The 22339-nt window shown below is 65.1% G+C and carries 20 protein-coding genes; 3 read left to right on the forward strand and 17 right to left on the reverse strand.

What is annotated here, in order from left to right; all coding sequences use genetic code 11:
* Nucleotides 1-40 precede the first annotated feature (40 nt).
* A complete protein-coding gene (locus tag OWC48_RS02915) occupies nt 41-1015 on the forward strand; it encodes a sugar ABC transporter substrate-binding protein (protein ID WP_282518576.1) in 975 nt (324 codons plus the stop codon).
* 76 nt (nt 1016-1091) lie between these two features.
* Nucleotides 1092-1379 (forward strand): YciI family protein, encoded by a 288-nt coding sequence (locus OWC48_RS02920; RefSeq protein WP_248882321.1) that lies wholly within the window; start codon nt 1092-1094, stop codon nt 1377-1379.
* A 5-nt stretch (nt 1380-1384) separates the two neighbouring features.
* On the opposite strand, the gene OWC48_RS02925 is transcribed toward OWC48_RS02920, so the two are convergent.
* The 13 genes from OWC48_RS02925 to hydA all read right to left on the reverse strand — a co-directional run bounded on the left by OWC48_RS02925 (nt 1385) and on the right by hydA (nt 16936).
* Nucleotides 1385-2362, reverse strand: coding sequence for an ABC transporter ATP-binding protein (locus OWC48_RS02925; protein ID WP_282518577.1), 978 nt, complete (start codon nt 2360-2362; stop codon nt 1385-1387).
* The gene (locus OWC48_RS02930) at nt 2359-3348 is read right to left on the reverse strand and encodes an ABC transporter ATP-binding protein (protein ID WP_028148435.1); all 990 of its coding nucleotides are present in this window, start codon (nt 3346-3348) and stop codon (nt 2359-2361) included. The genes OWC48_RS02925 and OWC48_RS02930 overlap by 4 nt, the downstream gene beginning before the upstream one ends.
* Before the next feature lie 19 nt (nt 3349-3367).
* Nucleotides 3368-4291, reverse strand: a complete 924-nt coding sequence (locus tag OWC48_RS02935; protein ID WP_282518578.1) for an ABC transporter permease — start codon at nt 4289-4291, stop codon at nt 3368-3370.
* Nucleotides 4288-5229, reverse strand: coding sequence for an ABC transporter permease (locus tag OWC48_RS02940; protein WP_282518579.1), 942 nt, complete (start codon nt 5227-5229; stop codon nt 4288-4290). Before OWC48_RS02940 ends, OWC48_RS02935 begins: the two co-directional genes overlap by 4 nt.
* 17 nt (nt 5230-5246) lie before the next feature.
* A complete protein-coding gene (locus tag OWC48_RS02945) occupies nt 5247-6848 on the reverse strand; it encodes an ABC transporter substrate-binding protein (RefSeq protein WP_282518580.1) in 1602 nt (533 codons plus the stop codon).
* 141 nt (nt 6849-6989) lie between these two features.
* On the reverse strand, nt 6990-8660 hold the full coding sequence (gene nikE / locus OWC48_RS02950) for an ABC transporter ATP-binding protein (RefSeq protein ID WP_282518581.1): 1671 nt from the start codon (nt 8658-8660) through the stop codon (nt 6990-6992).
* Nucleotides 8657-9505 (reverse strand): ABC transporter permease, encoded by an 849-nt coding sequence (locus tag OWC48_RS02955; RefSeq protein ID WP_282518582.1) that lies wholly within the window; start codon nt 9503-9505, stop codon nt 8657-8659. Before OWC48_RS02955 ends, nikE begins: the two co-directional genes overlap by 4 nt.
* On the reverse strand, nt 9502-10536 hold the full coding sequence (locus tag OWC48_RS02960) for an ABC transporter permease (protein ID WP_282518583.1): 1035 nt from the start codon (nt 10534-10536) through the stop codon (nt 9502-9504). Before OWC48_RS02960 ends, OWC48_RS02955 begins: the two co-directional genes overlap by 4 nt.
* A 28-nt stretch (nt 10537-10564) precedes the next feature.
* Nucleotides 10565-12184, reverse strand: a complete 1620-nt coding sequence (locus OWC48_RS02965; protein ID WP_282518584.1) for an ABC transporter substrate-binding protein — start codon at nt 12182-12184, stop codon at nt 10565-10567.
* A gap of 107 nt (nt 12185-12291) precedes the next feature.
* Nucleotides 12292-13728, reverse strand: coding sequence for an NAD(P)-binding domain-containing protein (locus OWC48_RS02970; RefSeq protein ID WP_282518585.1), 1437 nt, complete (start codon nt 13726-13728; stop codon nt 12292-12294).
* Nucleotides 13725-14474 carry an SDR family oxidoreductase gene (locus tag OWC48_RS02975; RefSeq protein WP_282518586.1) on the reverse strand — a complete coding sequence of 250 codons (750 nt, stop codon included), beginning with the start codon at nt 14472-14474 and terminating at the stop codon, nt 13725-13727. The genes OWC48_RS02970 and OWC48_RS02975 overlap by 4 nt, the downstream gene beginning before the upstream one ends.
* Before the next feature lies 1 nt (nt 14475).
* A complete protein-coding gene (locus tag OWC48_RS02980; RefSeq protein ID WP_282518587.1) occupies nt 14476-15450 on the reverse strand; it encodes an NAD(P)-dependent oxidoreductase in 975 nt (324 codons plus the stop codon).
* Nucleotides 15451-15466: 16 nt separating this feature from the next.
* On the reverse strand, nt 15467-16936 hold the full coding sequence (gene hydA / locus OWC48_RS02985) for a dihydropyrimidinase (RefSeq protein WP_282518588.1): 1470 nt from the start codon (nt 16934-16936) through the stop codon (nt 15467-15469).
* A gap of 56 nt (nt 16937-16992) precedes the next feature.
* Here hydA and OWC48_RS02990 point away from each other — a divergent pair, with 56 nt between their 5' ends.
* On the forward strand, nt 16993-17655 hold the full coding sequence (locus OWC48_RS02990) for an aspartate/glutamate racemase family protein (protein ID WP_282518589.1): 663 nt from the start codon (nt 16993-16995) through the stop codon (nt 17653-17655).
* On the opposite strand, the gene OWC48_RS02995 is transcribed toward OWC48_RS02990, so the two are convergent.
* The 4 genes from OWC48_RS02995 to OWC48_RS03010 all read right to left on the reverse strand — a co-directional run bounded on the left by OWC48_RS02995 (nt 17652) and on the right by OWC48_RS03010 (nt 22333).
* A complete protein-coding gene (locus tag OWC48_RS02995; RefSeq protein WP_282518590.1) occupies nt 17652-18320 on the reverse strand; it encodes a flavin reductase family protein in 669 nt (222 codons plus the stop codon). The two genes, OWC48_RS02990 and OWC48_RS02995, sit on opposite strands and share 4 nt — an antisense overlap.
* Before the next feature lie 5 nt (nt 18321-18325).
* Nucleotides 18326-19258, reverse strand: coding sequence for an N-carbamoyl-D-amino-acid hydrolase (locus OWC48_RS03000; RefSeq protein WP_282518591.1), 933 nt, complete (start codon nt 19256-19258; stop codon nt 18326-18328).
* A 106-nt stretch (nt 19259-19364) separates the two neighbouring features.
* Nucleotides 19365-21041, reverse strand: a complete 1677-nt coding sequence (locus tag OWC48_RS03005; RefSeq protein ID WP_282518592.1) for a long-chain-fatty-acid--CoA ligase — start codon at nt 21039-21041, stop codon at nt 19365-19367.
* On the reverse strand, nt 21038-22333 hold the full coding sequence (locus OWC48_RS03010) for an aminotransferase class III-fold pyridoxal phosphate-dependent enzyme (RefSeq protein ID WP_282518593.1): 1296 nt from the start codon (nt 22331-22333) through the stop codon (nt 21038-21040). The genes OWC48_RS03005 and OWC48_RS03010 overlap by 4 nt, the downstream gene beginning before the upstream one ends.
* Between the last annotated feature and the right edge of the window lie 6 nt (nt 22334-22339).

Here is a 22339-nt window from a genome sequence, read left to right on the forward strand (position 1 = left end):
TCTTAGAAATCCAACAAGCAAAATGAGGGATGGAGGCTACATGAAACAGACACTGGGCTATCTGGCGCTGCCGCTGCTGATGGCGGCCGCGTTCAATACGCAAGCGCGCGCCGACGGCGAGACCATCGCCGTGTTCACCAAGAACCAGACCAATCCGTTCTTCCAGACGGTGCGGGTCGGTGCCGACAACATGGCGAAAGCGCTGAACGCGAAGACGCTGCAGTACATCCCGACCAAGCCGGACTCGATCCCCGAGCAGCTCAGCCAGATCGAGGACGTCGTGGTGAAGAAGCCGAGCGCGATCGTCTTCACGCCGGTCGACTACAAGGCGATGGTGCCGGGCGTCGAGAAGGTCAACGAGGCAAAAATCCCCGTCGTCAACATCACCGACCGTTCCGCCGGCGGCAAGTTCCTCTCCTTCGTCGGCGCCGACGATTACAGCCTTGGCCTCGAAACCGCGCGCTTCCTGCTCAAGACTTTGGGCGGCAAGGGCAACATCGTCATCATCGAGGGCGTCAAGGGCTCGCTGACCAACGTCGACCGCGTCCGCGGCTTCAACGACGCGCTGAAGGAGAATTCGGGCGCCAAGCTGCTGGCCTCGCAGCCCGGCAACTACCAGCGGCTGCAGGCGCTCCAGGTCATGGAAAACCTGATGCAGTCGAACGCGCAGATCGACGGCGTGCTGGCGGCCAACGACGCCATGGCGGTCGGCGCGATCGAGGCGCTCGACGGTGCCAATCGCAAGGCCCAGGTGATCGGCATCAACGGCACCAAGGAAGCGATCGACGCGATCAAGTCCGGCAAGCTGCTTGCGAGCGGCGACTACAACGGATTTGCGCAAGGCTGTCTCGGCACCATGATGGCGATCCGCAGCTTGCGCAACCAGCCTGTCATTTCCGAGATCGTGCTGAAGCCGACCGTCATCACCAAGGACAATTACCAGCCGTTCGACGTGCCGCTGGAGCAGCGGACCTGCCCGACCTTCGAGGACGCCGGCAAGCTCGGCGCCAAGTAGCCCAACCGCTGATCACAAGCACGGACGGCCGCCTCCGCGGCCGTCCCAACAACACCAACACGTCAACGGAGACATCATGCTGTTCGCCATTCACGCCCTCGACCGCGCCGGCGCGCTGCCGACCCGGCTCGCCAATTACGACGCCCACAAGGCCTTCCTGAGCGACACATCGCGCTTCGGCGTCAAGATCGTGATGTCGGGGCCGCTGGTCTCCGACGACGGCGCCAACATGATCGGCAGCCTGTTCCTGATCGAGGCACCCGGCCGCGCCGAGGTCGAAGCTTTCAACCGCGCCGATCCCTTCGCCGCAGCCGGGATTTGGGAAAAGGTCACGATCACAGGCTTCCTGCGCCGCCAGGGCTGAGGGGCCTACGGCGCCTCTTCGAGGTGACAGGCCACCCATTGCTCGGGTCCGGTCGAACGCAGCGTCGGCTCCTCCGTCCGGCAGCGATCGAAGACGTATGGGCAACGGGTGTGGAAGCGGCACCCGCTCGGCGGATTGATGGGGCTCGGCACGTCCCCCTTGAGGATGATGGGATTGCGCTGGGCTCCGGGCTCGGGCAGCGGGACCGCGGAGAGCAGCGCCTTGGTGTAGGGATGCCTTGGCACGGCAAAAATCTCGCGGCGCGGCGCCACCTCGACGATCTTGCCCAGATACATCACCGCGACCCGATGGGTCATGTGCTCGACGATGGCGAGGTCATGGCTGATGAACAACAGCGCAAGGCCGAACTCGCGCTGGAGATCCTGCAATAGATTGACGATCTGCGCCTTGACCGAGACGTCGAGCGCGGAGACCGCCTCGTCGCAGACGATCAGCTCGGGCTCGGCTGCCAGCGCCCGCGCGATGCCGATGCGCTGACGCTGGCCGCCGGAGAATTCGTGCGGCCGGCGGTTCAGCGCCTCGCGCGGCAGCCGCACGGTGTCCATCAGCGCCGTGACGCGCGTTTCGAGATCGATGGCTGACTTGGCGAGGCCGAAATTGCGGATCGGCTCGGCCAGGATGTCGCGCACGCGCATGCGCGGGTTGAGGCTGGAGAACGGATCCTGGAACACCACCTGCACGCGGCGGCGCATCTGGCGCATCGTGCTTGGATGGGCGTCGTCGATGCGCTGGCCGTCGAGGATCACCTGGCCCGAGGTGATGTCGAACAGCCGCAGGATGGCGCGGCCGACCGTCGACTTGCCGCAACCGGACTCGCCGACCAGCGACAGCGTCTCGCCACGCGCGATCTCGAAGGATACACCGTCGACCGCATAGACCCATTCGGACTTGCGGCCGAACAGGCCGGTCTTGACCGGAAAGTGCTTCTTGAGGTCGTTGACCTGGAGCAACGGAGGGCTCATGCCGCGATGGCCCCCTTGGCGGCGTAGTGGCATGCGGCGACGTGGCGAGGCGCCTTCTCCTCAAGGCCCGGCGCGTATTGGCGGCAGAGATCGGTCGCGAGCGCGCAGCGGCCGGCGAAGACGCAGCCAATGATGGGCTTGCGCAGATCGGGCACCTGCCCCGGGATTTCGGCCAGCCGCCGCGCGGTGCCTGTTAGTGACGAGCCGAGCCGCGGCACTGCGCCAAGCAGGCCCTGCGTATAGGGATGACGCGGCGAGCGGAACAGCTCGGCCACCGGCGCCTCCTCGACCTTGCGGCCGGCATACATCACCATGACGCGCTCGGCGATCTCGGCGACGACGCCGAGATCGTGGGTGATCAGGATGATCGCCGCACCGACCCGGCGCTTGAGATCGAGCATCAGCTTCAGGATCTGTGCCTGGATGGTCACGTCGAGCGCGGTGGTCGGCTCGTCCGCGATCAGGAGCTTTGGATTGCAGGCCAGCGCGATCGCAATCATCACCCGCTGGCGCATGCCGCCGGAAAGCTGATGCGGATATTCGCGCACACGCCGCTTCGGCTCGGGAATGCCGACCAGCGTCAGCATCTCGATCGCATGCGCCTCGGCCGCCTGCTTGTCGAGGCCCTGATGGATCATCAGCGTTTCGCGGATCTGGCGCCCGACCGTCAGAACCGGGTTGAGGCTCGTCATCGGCTCCTGAAAGATCATCGAGATGTCGTTGCCGCGGATGGCGCGCATCTCGCGGTCGGACAGTTGCAGCAGGTCCCTGCCCGCGAAGCGGACGGCGCCTGCGATCCTGCCCGGCGGCTCCGGAATCAGCCGCATCAGCGACATCGAGGTCACCGACTTGCCGCAGCCGGATTCGCCAACAATGGCGAGCGTCTCGCCTTCGTTGACATGAAAGGACACGCCGTCGACCGCACGGTTGATGCCGCCGGGCGTGCGAAAGTGGGTCTGGAGGTTCTCGACTTCGAGCAAAGCCATCTCGATCAACCCCTCGACATCAGAGGCTCTTGGCCATGCGCGGATCGAGCGCATCGCGAAGGCCGTCGCCGAGCAGGTTCACGGCGAGCACGGTGACGGAGAGGAATGCCGCCGGGAAGAACACGATGTAGGGCTTGACCTGCCACAGCGCGCGGCCTTCGGCCATGATGTTGCCCCAGGACGGAATGGTCGGCGGCGTGCCCGCCCCGATGAAGGACAGGATCGCCTCCGTGATCATGGCGCTGGCGCAGATGTAGGTTGCCTGAACCAGCATCGGCGCCAGCGTGTTGGGCAGAATGTGGCGCAGGATGATCATCGGCGTGCGCGTGCCGCAGGCGACCGCCGCGTCCACATAGGGCTGCTCGCGCAGCGACAGCACCACACTCCGGACAAGACGGGAAACCCGCGGGATCTCGGCGATGGTGATGGCCAGGATGACGTTGCCGACACTGCCGCGCGTCAGCGCCATCAGCGCAATCGCAAGCAGGATTGGCGGGATCGACATCAATCCGTCCATGAAGCGCATCAAGATGCCGTCGGCCCAGCGGACGAAGCCGGAGACCATGCCGATGGCGAGACCCGCCACGGAGGCGAAGATCGCAACTGACAGGCCGACCGTGAGCGAGACCCGCGCACCGAACAGCACGCGCGAATAGATGTCGCGGCCAAGCACGTCGGTGCCGAACCAGTAGAGTGCCGACGGAGCCCGCGTACGCTTGGCGGGCGCGAGCGCAGTCGGGTCGACTGTCCAGAGGTACGGCGCGAAGATCGCAATGAAGACGAGTGCCAGCAGCAGTGCGCCGCCGATCGCGACGGTGGGATGGCCGCGCAAGAATCCCAGGAAACCACGCCTGATCGTGACCGGCCGCAGGATTTCGGGCAGTTGCGGCGCGAGAACGAAGCCGGCCGGCAGCGATTGCGGATTGACGGTCGTATCGGTCAATAGCGGATCCTCGGGTCAACGAGCGTATAGACGACGTCGATCATCAGATTGACGAGGACGTAGACGAAGCTGAAGAGAAGCACGATGCCCTGGATGACGGGATAGTCGCGGCGCAGGATCGCGTCGATCGTGAGCCGGCCGAGGCCGGGAATCGCGAACACGCTTTCCGTGACGACCGCTCCGCCGATCAGGAGCGCGATGCCGATCCCGATCACGGTCACGATCGGGACCGCGGCATTCTTCAGCGCGTGAACGAAGAGGATGCCGCCCTGCCCGAGGCCCTTGGCTCGCGCGGTGCGGATATAGTCCTGCTGCAAGACCTCGAGCATGGTGGCACGCGTGATGCGCGCGATCAGCGCGATGTAGACGCAGCCGAGCGCGATCGACGGCAGGATCAGGTTTTGCAGCCACGGCCAGAAGCCCTCCGTGAGCGGCGTGTACCCCTGCACGGGCAGCCATTCGAGCTCCAGCGCGAAGATGTAGGCAAGGACATAGCCGACGACGAAGACGGGCAGCGAGAAGCCGAACACGGCGAACGCCATGATGGCGCGGTCGATGAAGCTGCCGGCCTTCCACGCCGCCACCACGCCGAGCGGCACGGCGACGACGATCGTGAGCAGCAAAGTGACGGTCATCAGCGACAGCGTCGGTCCGAGACGCTGTCCGATCATCGCGGAGACCGGAAGGCTGGTGAAGATCGAGGTGCCGAGATCGCCGTGCAGGATGCGCCAGACCCAGCTTCCGAACTGGATCAGGAAGGGACGGTCGAGACCGAGGCCCTGGCGAATGCGCTCCACATCCTCCGGGCTCGCCTGATCGCCCGCGATCACCACGGCGGGATCACCCGGCGCGATGTAGAGCAGGCTGAACACGAACAGCGCGACGATTGCCATTACCGGCAAGGTCGAGACGATGCGACGGAGGATGTAAGAGAGCATCTGGCTTCAGCGTACCATCATGCGGATTTCGACACGTCCCAGAAGAACGGCAGCGGCCCCTTGGTGATGCCGGAGACGTTCTTGCGCCATGCCGTGTAGGTCAGGAAGAAGCCGGTCGGCGCGTAGACGACATCCTCGAGCGCCGCCTTGTTGACCTGCCCGATCGCGGCCTTCTCTTCCTCGAGATTCTTGGCGTCGAACCAGGCCGTGATCTCCTTCTCGGTGTTCGGGCTGTTGGGCCAGCCGAACCAGGCCTTGTCGCCATTGGCGCGGATGGCGGTGTAGGCGGCCGGATTGATGCAATCGGCGCCGGCGTGCCAGCTGTGGAACATGTTCCAGCCGCCCTGCCCCGGCGGTGTCTTCATCGCGCGGCGCGCGCCCACCGTGCCCCAATCGGTCGCGACGAAATCGACATTCATGCCGAGCTTCTTGAGCAGATCCGCGGTGACGTCGCCCTGCGCCTTCGTGATCGACTGGTCCTGCGCGACCACGCATGTGACCGGCTGGCCGGAATAGCCGCTCTCGGCGAGCAGCTTCTTGGCCGCATCGAAATCGCGCTTTCCTTTCAGGATCTCGCCGCCCAACTCGGTGTAGAGCGGCGTGTCCGGCGTAAAAAAGCCGGGCAGCGGTTTCCACAACGTATCGTCGTCGCCGACCAGCGCACGCATATAGTCTTCCTGGCTCAACGCCATCAGCACCGCGCGCCTCGCCTTCACATTGTTGAAGGGTGGGTGCAGATGGTTCATGCGGAAGGAGCCGATATTGCCGAGGGGATCGCCGATATCGACGCTGATGTTCTTGTTCTTCTTCAGCACGGGCACGAGATCGGAGATCGGGTTCTCCCACCAGTCGACCTCACCGTTCTGCAAGGCGGCCGCAGCGGTGGCCGGATCCGGCATCACCAGCCACTCGACGCGATCGACCAGGATGTTCTTGCCGCCGGCAAGCCACGACGCCTTCTCCTGTCGCGGCACGTAATCGGTGAACTTCTCGAACACCGACTTGGCGCCGGGCACCCATTCGCTCTTGGCGAACTTCATCGGACCCGAGCCGACATATTCGGTGATCTGCTTGAACGGATCGGTCTTCGCGATGCGCTCGGGCATGATGAAGGAGCACGGCGCGTTGTTCTTGGCCAGCGCGTACAGCATTTTCGGGAAAGGCTGCTTCAACACCCATTTGAAGGTGCGGTCGTCGACCGCTGTCAATTCCTGTTGGATAGCGAGGATCATCAGGCCCATTGGGTCGCGCGCGGCCCAGCGCGACAGGCTCGCGACGACGTCCTTGCTCAGCACGGGCTCGCCGTCATGGAACTTGAGACCCGGGCGCAGCTTGAAGGTCCAGGTCTTGCCGTCGTCGGTGGTCTCCTCGGATTCGACCATCTGACGCTGCGGCTGGAGCTTGGCATCGACGCCGTAGAGCGTGTCCCAGACCAGCGCCGCCGCGTTGCGCACGACATATTGCGTGCCCCAGATCGGATCGAAATTGGCGAGGTTGGCTTGCGGCACGAAGCGCAGGGTGCGCGCAGAGGCGCCTTGTGCGATCGCCGGGGCCGAGAGGCCGGTCAACGCCAGACCGCCCGCGCCGGCCAGTCCCTTCAATACGGTCCTGCGATCCATGAAATCCTCCCAGTAGTGCCGTGATGCCGGCCATCGTTGGCCAAAGGCAGGTGAAACCAGAACCCGTTGGCGTGCAAATGGTATGCCACTAACCGGGCCTTCGCCAGCGCGATCTCATCGGGATTTCGACCGGTCCAAGCATCAAAGCGCGGCCGCCAGCGCCGGTCCGGTCTCGATATGAGGGATCGCTTCGACCAGCTTGCGCGTGTAGTCGGTCTTGGGATTATCGAACAGCGCCCGGCTCTCCCCCTGCTCCACGATGCCGCCGTTGCGCAGCACGATGGTGCGGTCGCAGAGCATGCGCACGACATTGAGATCGTGGCTGACGAACAGCAGCGCGATGTCGTTCTCGCGGCGCAAACGGTCGAGCAGTTGCAGCACCACCGCCTGCACCGAAACGTCGAGCGCGGCGGTCGGCTCGTCCAGCACCAGGAGCCGCGGCCGGCAGGCGATGGCGCGGGCAATGCCGACGCGGGCCTTCTGGCCGCCGGAGAGCTGGTGCGGAAAGCGCGGCAGCAGATCGAGCGGCAAGCCCACCCGCTCCGCACACTCTTCCACACGCTTGCGCAGCGCATCGGCCGCACGCATGCCGTCGAGCCGCATCAGGGGATGGGCGATGCAGTCGAACGCCGTGAAGCGCGGGTTGAGGCTCTCGTTCGGGTCCTGGAAGACCATCTGGATGTCTTTGCGCAGCGGCGAGCGATGGAAGTCGCGCGAGGCGACATGGCCGATCGACTGCCCGTCGAACACGATATCGCCTTCGCTCGGGTCGATCAGACGGCAGATCATCCGCGACGTCGTGCTCTTGCCGGAGCCGGACTCGCCAACGAGCCCGACGCTCTCGCCGCCGGCCATCGTCATCGAGAAATCCGCGACCGCCGCGGAGCCCTGGTCAAAACGCTTGGCGAGCTTCCGCACCTCGAGGAGCGGCGGCGTCCCGTGCGGGAGCTGTTGCCTTGGCTTGCTGACGATCGTCGCGTGCCGCTCCCGCTCCTCCTCCGTCACGAGGTCCTCGATCCGCGACGTCGCGGTCGGCGATGCCGCAACGAGGCGGCGGGTATAGGCGTGCTGCGGTGCGCTGAAGAGCTTTTTGGGGCTCGCTTCCTCGACGATGCGTCCGCGCTCCATCACGGCGATGCGGCGGCAATAGCGCGCGGCGAGACCGAGATCGTGCGTGATCAGGATCGTCGCCATGCCACGCGCGGCGGCAATATCTGCGAGCAGATCCATCACCACCTTCTGGGTGGTGACGTCGAGGCCGGTGGTCGGCTCGTCGGCGATCAGCAGCGCAGGATTGCACGAGATCGCGATCGCGATCATCACGCGCTGGCACATGCCGCCGGACAGCTCGTGCGGATAGGCGTTCATCCGCGTCTCGGGGTCGCGGATCTGGACCGCGCACAACAGCTCCAGCGTCTCGGCGCGCGCAGCGTCCTTCGATATCTTCTTATGCGTGAGGATCGCATCCGCGATCTGCAGGCCGATCGCGCGGATCGGGTTGAGCGCCGCCCGCGGATTCTGGAAGATCATGGACATCGCGGCGCCCTGGAGCTGACGGAGGTCATCGCCCCTGAGTTTTGTGACGTCCTGCCCGCGAAACAGGATCTTGCCGCCGGTGACGCGCCCGGCCGCATCGAGCAGCCGCGTCGTCGCAAAGCCGGTGACCGACTTGCCCGAGCCGCTCTCGCCGACGAGGCCGAGCATCTCGCCCTTCTCGACCGAGAGCGTCACGCCGCGCACGGCCTCGACCATGCCGCGCCGCGTCGAGAACGAAACGTGGAGGTCGTTGATTCCTAGCAGCTCCTCGCTCATGTGCGCATCCGCGGATCGAGAATGTCCCGCATCCCGTCGCCGAGGAGATTGAAGCACAGCACGGCCATCATCAGCGCAAGGCCCGGAAAGGCCACCAGCCACCATCGCCCGGTCGAGATGAAGCGCGCGCCCTCCGCGACCATGATGCCCCATTCCGGCGTCGGCGGCTTAACGCCGAGACCGATGAAGGACAGGCCGGCCGCATTGAGAATGGCCCAGCCGAGATTGAGCGAGATCTGCACCGCCATCGCCGGCAGGATATTCGGCAGCAGGAAGCGCAGCACCACCGAGAAATGGCTCTCGCCGCAGGCGCGCGCGGCCTCCACCCAGCCGACATTGCGGCGGACGTTCACCTCGGCGCGCGCGAAGCGGATGTAGAAAGGAAGATTGATGATCGCGGTCGCGATCACGATGTTCTCGATCCGGTTGCCCAGGGCGGCAACCATCGCCATCGCCAGCACGAACAGCGGAAAGGCCATCATCACATCGACGAAGCGGCCGACGCCGCGATCGAGCTTGCCGCCGGCATAGCCGCAGAACGCGCCGACGACGGCGCCGATCACGAAGGAGATGCCGACCGCAGAGACCGCAATGGCAAGATCGAGCCGCGTTGCGACGATGAGGCGGCTGAAGACGTCGCGTCCGAGCTGGTCGGTGCCGGCGAGATGCGCCGCGCTCGGCGGCAAAAGAGCCTCCGAGACATTCGAAACCACGGGATCATAGGGCACGATCCACGGCCCGAAGATCGCAATCAGGACGAACAGCGCAACGCCGGCCGCGGCGACGGCGGTGAGCGGATTGCCGCGCAGGATCCAGACCGAATGACGGAGAGTTGCGCTGGTCATGCGATCGACACCCTGGGATCGGCGATGCCGTAGCAGATGTCGACCACGAGATTCACCAGCACGAACAGGCTGGCCATCAGCAGCACGAAACCCTGCACCGGCGCATAGTCGGAGGATAGGAGCGCATCAAGCGCGTAGGAAGCGACGCCCGGCCAGGAGAACACCTTCTCCACCAGGACATTGGCGCCCAGCATGGTCGAGAACACGATGCCGGCGATGGTGATGACGGGCAGGATCGCGTTCCTCAACGCATAAGTGACGACCACCTTGCGCCAGGACAATCCGACCGAGCGCGCGGTGCGCACGAAATCGCTGCCGAGCGAGACCAGCATCGAGGCGCGCGTGATCCGCGCCAGCGGCGCGATCACGAACAGGGCCATGCTCACCGCCGGCAGGATCAGCTGCTTGCAGGCGGCCCACCAGCCCTCGATATCACCCGCAAGCAGGAAATCGATCGACAGGAAGCCGGTGCGCTGCGGCGGCAGCGAAGTGAAGACGTCGACCCGCCCGGTCGGATCAGGCGCCAGCCCGAGCAGGTAGTAGAAGACGTAAATCAGCAGCAGGCCCGAGACGAAGGTCGGCACGCAGACGCCAAGCGCGCAGAACAGCCGCACACCGTGATCGACGATCGAGCCGGGCTTCAGGGCCGCGACTACGCCGAGCGGCACAGCCGCGATCAGCGCGATCAGGAGCGCCGTGAAGGTGAGCTCCAGCGAGGCCGGCAGCCGCTCGCGCAGGTCCTTCAGCACCGGCTGCCCCGTCATCATGGAGCGGCCGAGATTGCCGTGGCCGATGTCGGAGAGATAGAATACGAGCTGCTCCGGCACCGACCTGTCGAGCCCCATCTGCTTGCGGATCTGCTCGATCTCCTCCTTGCCGGCATTGGGCCCCGAGGCGAAGAACACCGCGGGGTCGCCGGGCAGCACGCGCATCAGGAGAAAGGTGAACACCAGCACCCCGAACAGCGCCGGCAGCGACGACAGAAGCCGCCTGCCCGCCCGCACCATGGTTGCACCAAGACCGGTCGTCACCTCTGAGAGCTCCTCTCGTTGTCCGCCATCACTTGCGGCTGACGTCGCGATAGTCGACCTGGCGGTGGAACTCGTAAGTGTAGCCTTCGACCGACGACGCCATCACCGCATCCTGGTTCGGCTGCCACAGCATGATCTGCGGCATCAGATCGGCATGCATCGCGTTGAGCTTGCGGCCGGCTTCCTCATACTTGGCCTTGTCCGGCTCGAAGCGCGCCTCCTGCGCGATTGCGGCAAGATCCGGGTTGTTGATCGAGCTGTAATTCCAGCGCTGATTGCCGGTGTAGAAGTTGCGGTAGAAGTAATCGGTCGACGGCAGCCAGGCTACGATGCCCTCGGTGTAGAAGGGAAGCTTCTTCTCGTTGATCTGCGTCGACATCTGCGCATCCGGCAGCTTCTGGATGTCGACCTTGATCCCGATCTTGCCGAGCGATTCCTTCACCAGCGCCGCCATCGGCTCTGCGGTCGAGGACTGGCCGACGTTGAAGCTGAAGGTGGTCGAGAAACCCTCGGGGAGCCCGGCCGCCTTGAGATATTCCCTGGCCTTGTCGAGGTCGAGCTTCACCGGCTGCTGGAACGGATAGATGCCGTTCAGCGGCTTGCCGTCCGGCCAGGTCGCGCCGAACAGCGGCGCACCGCGGCCGAACAGAGCGGCCTTGAACATGTCGTCATAGGGCAACGCGTAAGCGATGGCGCGGCGGACATTGACGTTGTCGAAGGGCGGCATCTGGTTGTTCATCGAGACATAGGTGATCGCATTGTACTGCGGGGTCGAGACCACCTTGAGCTTGCCCTTGGCCTCGAGCGACTGCACGTCGCTGGCCTGGAGATCGACGACGAGGTCGGCATCGCCGCGCTCGACGAGATTGGCGCGGGTGGCCGGCTCCGGCACCGACTGAATGATCACACGCTTGAAGAACGCGGGCTTGTTGGCCGTGCCTCGATTCCAGGCCTCATCTCGCTTGATGATGACCTGCTCGCCCGGCTTGAAGGTCTCGACCACATAGGCGCCACTGCCGGCTGTGTGCTCCTTCAGCCACGCGGTCGCCCAGGGATCATCCGCCGTCGCGTGCTCTTTCGCGACCTTCGAGTTGATGATCATGGGATAGACAGTCGCGAGATTGGGCAGCGCGAGCTTGTCGGGTTTCGGCAGCGTCACCTCGATGGTGAGGGGATCGATCACCTTGAACTGGTCGGCCGAGGTCAACGATCCCGTCAGCAGCTGCGCCTTGCCGAGGATCGGCGCGGTGACGCAGCGATCGAGCGACCATTTCACGTCCTCGGCCGTGACAGGCGAGCCGTCCTGGAACTTGGCGTCCTTGCGCAGGCGGAAGGTCAGCTTCAGTCCATCGGGGCTGACGTCGTAGGATTCGGCGAGCTCGCCGGTAATCGTGTCGAGATCGAACACCCATTTGCCGTTGAGCTGCTTGCGGCCGAACGCTACCAGCCGATCGTATGTGCTCATGCTCAACGCGAAGGATTCGCGCGTCGATCCGGGAATGTTGGGATCGAGCGTGTTGACGGCAGAGCCCGTGACATAGCGCAACGTCTCCGCTCTCGTCTGTGCCTGCGAAGGCGCGGTGGCAATGAGCAACAGCGCAGTGGTGGCGAGGACTGAGGCCGCGGGCCTGAAAGACACAAAACGCATTCGTTTTCCCCAAAATTTCGGCAAGAACGCCAGCAAGGCAGGTCAAGAAGGAAGCAAGTTGCGCGCCAATCCCGCAGAGGCGCTTCGTCGCGGCGGTGCATGGATGATCATCGCTGCTCCTCCATTTTTCGCGCGGGCCGCGCAACCACGGCCTGCGGCACGTCATAGGCGCTGAGCGAAGCCCAGTGACGTTCAACATCGGCGCGAAATAGGCCGCGCGTCAGGCCGTCGATCAGCTTGGGAACGGCTGTCGTCATCGCGTTGATCGACGATCCCGACGGACCGAAGCTCATGGTGGAGGCGATGGCGAAAAGATGGATGTCGGAGATCCACGGCGTCTCGCCCGGCACGCGCTCGGTGAAGGCGTAATCGTCGGCCAGATAGGGAAAGCGACCGAGCCGTGCGTTGCGCTCGCTCGAAGGCGGCTGGTAGCGATCGGCCCAGGTCGCGATATTGCCGGCAAAGCGGCGCAGCTCGCCGCGGCCGGCAAAGTTCATGTCGATGCCGGTGCCGCAAATGACGAAATCCGCAGGTATCGTGCCACGCGGCGTCTGCAATTCAAGACCGATTTCGATCTGTCTGACGCTCTCGATAGGCGCGCCCTCGTGCAATGTGAAATTGGTATGACGCGCACAGCGGTCAAAGGTCGGCTGCGGAAAGCCTTCGCGCATCTCAAGGATCTTGCGCATGAAGCGCCAGCGCCAGGCATCGTCGAGATCGCTGAGATGGCGCAGGAAGCCGCGAAAGGTCAGCCAGCGATAGGGCTGGATCACCTGGATCTGCGCACGGCGGCACAGCAGATGCACTTCGGCTGCGCCCGCCTCCAGCGCTGTTGCCGCATTGTCAAAGGCGGAGGCGCCGGCGCCGATCACGGCCACGCGCTTGCCGCGCAGGCTTTCGAAGTCGATATCGCCGACAACGGTTGCGACTGAGCCGGCCGGCAGATCGCGCAGCGGCTCCGGAATCATCCAGTCGCCCATACCCTCCTGCCCCGTCGCCAGCACGATCTTGCGGGCGTACAGCGTCTCAATCGCGTCTGCACGCTTCACGCGCGCGACGAGCAGGCCGTCGGCCGCTGGCGCAATCTCCAGAAGCTCGCAGCTATTGCGCACAGGCAAGCGGATCGTGCGTCGCAGCCACAGCAGATAGTCCGCCCAATGGCCACGCTGGATCAGGTCGAGTGTCTGCCAGCTCTCTCGTCCAAAACGGGCCTCGTGCCAGGACTGATAGGTCAGGCTCGGAATATCAAGGTCCGGACCGGTGTAATCCTTTGGACTGCGCAGCGTCGGCATGCGGGCATAGGTGAGCCACGGGCCCTCCTTCCCCTCCTCGGCCTTGTCGAGCAACAGGATGTTGCTGACGCGCGAGCGCATCAGGCCGAAGCCGATCGCGATCCCGGACTGGCCGGCACCGACGATAAGAACATCCAGCGCAGGCTTGCCGTCCGGTCCGGTCTTCGGTTCGAGCCATGCCGCGCCGGGATGCGCGATCCTGGCTAGATCGGCGCGAATATCAGCTTCGAGCTCTGTCAGCGCGTCGCTCATGCCGCGAGCCAGCCTCCGTCAACCACCATCACGGTGCCGGTCGTGAAAGAAGATGCGTCGCTGGCGAGATGCAGCGCGCTCTGTGCGATCTCCTCCGCCTGGCCGAACCGCTTCATGGCATGACGGTTGCGGGAGGCTTCGCGCACCTCGTCCGAATTGGCGTGACGGGCAAAGCTGCGGCGCAGCATCGGCGTGTCGATCGCGCCGGGCGCAATCGCGTTGACGCGGATGCCGTCGGTTGCGAAATCCACCGCCATCGTCCGGGTCAAGCTGACGATCGCGCCCTTGGCGGCGATGTAGGCGCTGTTGCCCTTGCCGCCGGCAATGGCGAGTTGCGATGCCAGTGTGATGATCGAGCCGCTCTTCTGCCGCTGCATCTGAGGCACCGCCGCCCGCGCCCACAACCAGGTGCCGCCGACATTGGCGCGGAACACCGCGTCCCAGTCGTCCGGGCTCGTCGTCAGCACCGTGCCGCCGCAGGAGAAGCCGGCGGCCGTCATCAGGATGTCGAGCCGGCCGTGTCGCGCCACGACATCGTGCACAACGATTTCGGCGAAATCGGCGTCGCCGACGTCGCCGACATGCGTTGTCGCTTCATCGACCAAGCTCAGCGTCTCCTGAAGGCCGGCCGCATCGCGATCGACCAGGGCCAGACGCGCGCCCTCCTCCGCGAACAGTTTTGCACTCGCACGACCGATGCCCGAAGCTGCTCCCGTGATGATGGCCGTGCGCCCCTGCAGCCGCATTTCAGATCCACTCCTTGTGATGGGACAACCACGCGCTCATCGCGGCGGCGGATTCAGCGCAGCCGAACTGCGCGCGCCAGCCGAACTCATCCGCCATCCGCGTCACCGACAGCGGCGCGCGATAGGATCCATGCAGCTTGATGGCCGTCTGCTCGCCGGACACCGCAAGCCGGCATTGCAGGCCGGGATGCAGCGCCGCAAAGGCCTCGCCCCATTGCAGCGCTGGCCATAGCTCGCGGCGGGAGATGTTGTAGAGCCGATGGCGCGGCCGCTCCGCTTCGATGAGCAGTGCGACGGCTTCGGCCACATCCGGCGCGTAGATCCAGTCCCTCATGCCTGCTTCAGGCATGACCGCCGGCTCGCCGCGCGCGAATGCAGCCAGGATCTGGTACTGGAGACTTGGCGTGTCGCGTACCGAGCCGGGCCGCTCCCATGGACCGAACACGGCGCTCAGACGCACGTTCAGGAAATCACCGCCAAAGAGCTCGGCATGGCGCGCCACCGATCGCTCCGAGGTGAACTTGCTGATGGCGTAGAACGAGACCGGATCGCAAGGCGTTTCCTCGTCGAGAACCTCGACCCGCGCGCCAGCGGCGCCATAGGCCGACGCCGATGAGAGATTGACAACGCGGCGCACGCCATGACGGATCGCGGAGAGCAGGACCGGGATCTGCGCCATCACGTTGATCTCGAGGACGCGCGCGGTTGACGCACGCTCCAGCTCGTCACCCGCCGTGATGGCAGTACCCAGCACGATCGCATCGCAGCCCGAGGCGATGAGGGCGTCGATGGCATCTGCGTCCGTGATATCGCCCTGCACGGCCTTGAGCCGTGCGCCGTAATCCGCAAGAGTTCGCCGCGCTGATGGCGGCAACTCTGCGCGGTCATACAGCGTCACATCGTGGCCGCGCGCGAGCAGCGCCTCCGCAACATTGAGGCCGACAAAGCCGGTGCCGCCGAAGATGACGATCTTCATCGCGCGCGATCCACCATCACAGCAGTTTTGCCCCGAAATTCCGCTCGGGATCCATGTCGGCGACGAGCCGCCCCGTCGGCTTTGCCGCCTCACCGCCGCTGCGCGCCAGGAATTTTCCGCTGCCGGCGTCCGCGAGGCACTTGTTGCCGTCGATGATCACCCGGCCGCGCGAGAGAACGCTAACCGGCCAGCCCTTCAGCTTGCGGCCTGCGAACGGCGTGTAGCCGGCGAGATCATGCATCATCTCGTCGGCGATCGTCGTCTCGCGATTGGGATCCCAGATCGCGATATCGGCATCGGCGCCGACGGCGATCGAGCCCTTGCGCGGATGCAGATTGTAGATCTTTGCCGGCGCCGTCGCGGTCAGCTCAACGAACTTTTCAAGGCCGAGCCGGCCCTTCGACACCATCGCATCGAACAGCAGCGGCAGCCGCAGTTCCAGCCCGGGCAGTCCGTTCGCTACCTGCTTGAAGTTCGGATTGGGGCCGGCGCGCAGCTTGCCCGTCTCGTCGTAGCGATACGGCGCATGATCCGACGAGATGGTCTGGAGATCGCCGAGCGACAGCGCCTGCCACAGCGCCTCCTGGTCGGAATGCGTGCGCGGCGGCGGGCTGCACATCCACTTGGCGCCCTCGACGCCGGGCTTGTCGAGATCGTTTGCCGTGAGGAACAGATATTGCGGACAGGTCTCGGCGAACACCTTCAACCCCTGCCCGCGCGAGTCGCGGATGACCTTGGCGCCTTCGGCCGTGGACACATGGAAGATCATGATCGGCTGGTCGATCAGCGCCGCCATACCGATCAGCCGGGTGAAGGCTTCCGCCTCCGAGACGCGGGCGTGGCTGACGGCGTGGTATTTCGGCATCGTGTAGCCGCGCGCAAGCAGACGCTTCACCATCCAGGCGATGATGCCGTGATTTTCGGCATGGGCGCACAGCATCGCGCCGGACTGGCGTGCGGCCAAGAGGATGTCGAGCAACGGCTCGTCGTCGACCTTGAGCCGGTCATAGGTCATGAAGATCTTGATCGAGCCATGGCCCTGCTTCACCAGCGCCGGAATGTGCTCCTCGACCGTCTCCCAGGTCGCGTCCGCGATGATCATGTGAAAGGCGTAGTCGATCACGGCGCCTTTCTTGGCGAGCGCGTGATAGTCCTCGACCACCTGCGGCAGCTTCATGCCGACATGCTGCGCGGCGAACGGGATCACCGTCGTCGTGCCGCCGAAAGCGGCAGAGACGGTCGCGCTCTCGAAGGTGTCGGCGTTCATGATGCCGGCCGCGGACAGCTGCTCGATATGGGCGTGACTGTCGACGCCGCCGGGCAGCACCAGCTTGCCGCGCGCATCGATCTCGCGTTTCGCCGCCGGAAGCCCGCGGCCGATCGCCGCGATGGTCTCGCCGGAGATCGCGACATCGGCCTCGAACACATCGGTCGTGGTGGCGACGCGGCCGCCGCGGATGATCAGGTCGTAGGTGGGTTCAGTCATGAGGCACTCCATGATATGCCTGAGCTAGATGATCGCCATTTCAAGGGAAGACCAACATGCCCCGGCCGCGCATTCTCGTCATCAATCCGAACTCCAACCCCGCGGTCACGCAAGGGCTGGAGGAAGCCCTGAAGCCGCTCGGTTTCGAGGGTGGGCCTGAAGTGGTCTGCCAGTCGCTGGCCGAGGGGCCGTTCGGCATCGAGAGCCAGGCCGATGTCGACAACGTCGCCATGCCGCTGCGAAAACTGGTCGAGGGCGACAACAGCTCGGCCGCCTTCGTCATCGCCTGCTACAGCGATCCCGGTCTTCAGGTTTGCCGCGAGGGCACCGACCGGCCCGTGTTCGGTATCGCCGAGTGCGGCGTGCTGACGGCGCTGGCCCGCGCCGAAACCTTCGGCGTCATCGCCATTGCCCAGCGCTCGATCCCGCGTCACATGCGCTATCTCAGGCAGATGGGATTGACCGACCGCCTCGCCGGCGAGCGGCCGCTCAACATGAGCGTTGCCGAAACCGCGTCGGGCGAAGGAACGCTGGCCAGGATGATCGAAATCGGCCGCGCGCTGCGCGACGAGGACGGTGCCCGCGCCATCGTGATGGGCTGCGCCGGCATGGCGCGCCATCGCCGTCCGCTGGAAGACGCGCTTGGTATTCCCGTGATCGATCCGACGCAGGCGGCCGTCACCATGGCATTGGGTACGGTGCAGTTCTCGGCTCACTAGGCGTCCTTCAGCTCTTTGCCGTCCTGGCGCGCGAGCCATTGCGAATGGCTCTCGCGCGCAAGCGCGAACGTATCCCGCTGCGTCGTATAGAGATTGCCGAACATGCGGCCGATCGGCCGGTAGGCGTCGAGATCCACATACATGTTGGTCTCGTCGACGAGACCCTCCCGAGCATGAACCCTGAGCACCTCGCCGACCAATAGCTCGCGATCGGGCGAAAAATTCAGCACCACGTGGCGCCGGCATTCCAGCGCAAAGGGTGCCGCGGCCAAGCGCGGCACTTTCACATCGATCGAGGGAAGCGTGGCGAGCCCGGTCGCCGCGACCTCGCTGTCGCCGGAGGGAAAATCGACCGCGCAATCATTCATCGCGGCAGACAGCGCTTCATCCACCATGTGAACTACGAACTCGCCGTCGCGATGGATGTTGCGGGTGGTGTCCTTCGGGCTGTGATCCGGCTTGTGTTGGAGCCCGAGCACGATCAGTGCGGGGCTTTCGGAGAAGACGTTGAAAAAGCTGAACGGCGCGGCATTGACCGCTCCGTTCGCGTCCAGCGTCGTCACCAGCGCGATCGGCCGCGGCACGACCACCCCGCAAAGCAGCTTGTAGCGGTCGCGCGGATCGAGCTCGCACAAGGAAATGCCGGATGCGCTGTTGCCTGCCATCGGCGTCACTTCTCCGGCGGCGGCACTGCGCCGGTCTGGCTGGCGATCAGCCCGTAATGCTCGATGCGGCGGTGCTGGGCAAAATTGAAGATCGTGGTCTTGCCGAACGTGGTGGCGTCGAGGTCGCAAGCGTGAACCAGAACCTCGTCGTCTTCCGTCTTGGCCTCGGCGACGATCTCGCCATTGGGATCGACGATCAGGCTGCCGCCGAACAGCGGATGGCCGTCCTCGACACCCGCCTTGGCCACCGCGACCACCCAGGTCGCGTTCTGATAGGCGCCGGCCTGCACCGAGAGACGATTGTGGAACAGGCGCTTCTCGATGCCCTCGTCGCTGCTCTCCGCATTCACCGACGGCGTGTTGTAGCCGATCAGCACCATCTCGACGCCCTGAAGGCCCATGACGCGATAGGTCTCGGGCCAGCGCCGGTCGTTGCAGATGGCCATGCCGATGATGCCGCCCAGCTCGCGCCAGACGTTGAAGCCGAGATCGCCCGGCTCGAAATAGCGCTTCTCCAGATGCTGGTGCGACCGCTTGGTATCGTATTCAACATGGCCTGGCAGATGGACCTTGCGGTATTTGCCGACGATCTTGCCGGATTTGTCAGTGAGGATAGCGGTGTTGAAATGATGGCCGTCGGGCGTCAGCTCGGCATAGCCGAAGTTCATGGCCATCTGATGCTGCGCCGCACGCTCGAACAGCGGCTTGGTTGCCGCGTTCGGCATCTCGCGCTCGAACCAGGTGTCGAACTCCGCCCGGTCCTCCGCGTACCAGCGCGGGAAGAACGTGGTCAGCGCCAGCTCCGGATAGACGATCAGGTCGGCGCCTTTTGCCTTGGCTTCGTCCATCAGCGCAATCATGCGCTTGACCACGGCCTCGCGGCTGTCGGCCTTCTGGATCGGGCCCATCTGGGCGGCGGCAACGTTGATGATACGCATCAGCGGGTTCCTGATTTCTTGGTGAGGCTGGGGATCGCAGCTTGAGGGGCGTGCCGGCGCGCGCAGCATAACGCGGTCTTGCACCGTTTTTCCAGCCAAGCAGCTTTCATGCCGTCCGCCCCCATTCGGCATCCTGCAAAAGCCGCCAGTTGATCTTGTTGCTGGCGGTGCGCGGCAGCTGCTCGACGAAGACGACGGCGCGCGGCGCCTTGTAGCTTGCCATCGCGCCGCGGGCCCAACCGACGATGTCGTCCGGCGACGTCGTCGCGCGCGCGGCTTCATCGAGCACCACCAGCGCCTTGACGGTCTCGCCGCGGTAGTCGTCGGGAGCCGAGACGATGCAGCATTCCCGGATGGCGCGGTTCTGGTACATCGCGGCTTCGACCTCGGCCGGCCACACCTTGAAGCCGCTGACATTGATCATCCGCTTCAGGCGGTCGACCGCAAAAAAGTAGCCCTCGGCATCGCGATAGCCGAGATCGCCCGTGCGCAGGAACCGCTTTCCCGAGAGCTCGATGAAGGAGTCAGCGTCGGCCTGTGGCCTGTTCCAGTAGCCTTGCAGCACCTGCGGCCCGTGCACGACAATCTCGCCGACGACATTGTCGTCGAGCTCGATCAAGGTCTCGGGATCGACGACCCTCGCATCGGTCTCCTGCACGGCAATGCCGAGACACTGGCGCTTCGGCGCAGCCATCGGATTGAGATGGGTCGGCGACATGGTCTCAGTCATGCCATAGCCTTCGACGAAATCGAGGCCGAAGCGGCCCTTCAACCGCTCGGCCACTGCGGTCGGCATCGCCGCACCGCCGCCGGTCAGCACTTTCAGCTTGGCAAAGCAGCGGTCACGAAACCTGGCGCTGGCGAGCACGTCGACGATCATGGTCGGCGCCGCGTTCCAGAACGTCACGCCATAGGTCTCGAACAGGTCCGGCAGCAGATCCTTGTCCCAGCGCGCCATCAACACCAGCGTAGCGCCTGTCACCATCGTCGCATTCATCGAGCCCTGCATGCCCGCGACATGGAACAGCGGCATGAAGCCGGTCATCACGTCGCTGCCGTCGAGTCCGTACCAGCGTGCCTGCAAGACGGCCGTGAACAGCGCGCTGTGATGCGTATGCATGCAGGCCTTGGGTTTGCCTGTTGTCCCCGACGTGTAGGGCAGGATCATCAGATCGTCCGGGCCCGCCCTCATCGGATCAGGCTGCAAGCCTTTCGTGATCGCGGACGACCAGGAATGCCAGCCCGATGACGACGGCACGTCCGACTGCGCCTCGGTGACGCATGATGGCAGCGTATAGGGCGTGGCGGCCGGCACCTCGTCGCGATAATGCGCAACGATCACATGCGCGATAGCTTCACCCACCAGCGGCGCAAAGACATCGCTCAGCTCGCTTCCGATGATCGCGACCCTGGCGCCGCTGTCTTCGGCGAGATACGCGAGCTCCGCGGTCTTGTTCATGGGATTGACCGGCACGATCACGGCGTCTGCCCGCATCACCGCGTAGTAGGCGATGACATATTGCGGCGAGTTTTGCAGCGCGATCATGACGCGGTCGCCGCACTTCACGCCGCAAGCGCTTTGCAGGAAGCCGGCCAAGGCATCGACCCGCTCGCGTAGCTCGGCATAGCTCAGGCTCGCACCATAAAACACCGTCGCCGGGTGCGACGGCCGATCCTTCGCCGCACGTGCCAGCGCGTCGTACAGCGTCCCCTCCGGCATCGCGAGATGCCAGGGCTCGTCCGCCGGCCAGGCCGGCGAGCGTGTTGCGGGGCCTGCGTTCACCCGTGCTCCTCGTCTGCGATATCGAGGCCGTGATCGAGTGCATCCAGAAGCAATTCGGCCTCATGCTCGGAGATGACCAGCGGCGGCGCCAGGAACAGCGAAGTCTGCTCACCGCTGGTGCCGATCACCGCGCCCGCCTCCAGCGCGCGCTCCGCCACGCGCGAGGCGATCGGGACCTCCGTTGTGTCGGCATGCCAGGCGCGCCAATCCGGCCCGTGCAACTCCACCGTCCAGTGCAGTCCCTGTCCCGCCACGCGCTGCACGCTCGGATGCTTTTGCGCGATCGCGAGCAGGCGGCGGATGAACAGCTTTTCCAGGCTCGCTACGTGCTCCAGGATCTTCTCTTCGCTGACGACCTTCAGATAGGCGCTAACCGCGGCCATGCTGATCGGATGGCCGCGCAGCGTGCCGTAATTCTGCCAGCTCGTGCCCTTGAGCCGCTCGACAATGTCCTTCGACACCACGACGGCAGCAACGGCTGCCGCACCGCCACCGAGCGATTTCCCGAGCGTCACGATATCGGGGCGACTCTGCGCTCCCTGGAACGCGAACCAGCGCCCAGCGCGGCCCGCACCGGTGACGACCTCGTCCGCGATCCAGTACGAGCCCGCCTGCCGCGCGCAGCGCGCCACCTCGTCCTGATAGGCGCCGTCGTAATAGATGCCGCCCTGAGTGTAGTCGATGATCGTCGCGGCCGTGTCCGAGAGCAGGCGCGTGGCATCCGCCAGATATTCGCTGGGCGAGGTGTTGTTCGCCGATCCGCCATAGATCGCACCATCCGGCGCCGGGAGGATCCGCACCGGTGCCATCGGCGCCGGCAGCTTCGAGCCGCCTGCGTGCACCGCGAGGCCGCCGTGCCATTGCGGCTGCACCGTCATGGCGCGGGAGAGGCCGGTGATGCCGTGATAAGCGCGCTCGCGCGTCGCCAGAGCCGACCGCTGCGTCAGCGCCTGGCAAAGCGACAGCGCCATGTCGTTGGCCTCGCTGCCGCTGATGCAGAACCGCACTGCGCCGACCCAGTCGTCTTCGCCCTTGAATGCGGTGGCCATCAGATCGTCGGCGGCCTGCTCGCGGCCGACCCAGGACCAGCCTTCGTTCACGACCGGCGTATCCGCCGCGCGGCGGATCGCCTCCACCATCGCGGGATGGCGGTGGCCGAGGCCGCCGCCGGTGTTGCTGCCGTCGATCAGCTTGCGGCCATCGGACAAGTGAAAATAGACGCCCTCGCCGCCAACGACGGCCATCGGCGCGGCTTCGCCCGCATTCAGCCCGGTTCGCAACAATCTGCTCATCGCAAT

It is taken from the genome of Bradyrhizobium sp. Arg816, from assembly GCF_029989365.1.
Lineage (GTDB): Bacteria > Pseudomonadota > Alphaproteobacteria > Rhizobiales > Xanthobacteraceae > Bradyrhizobium.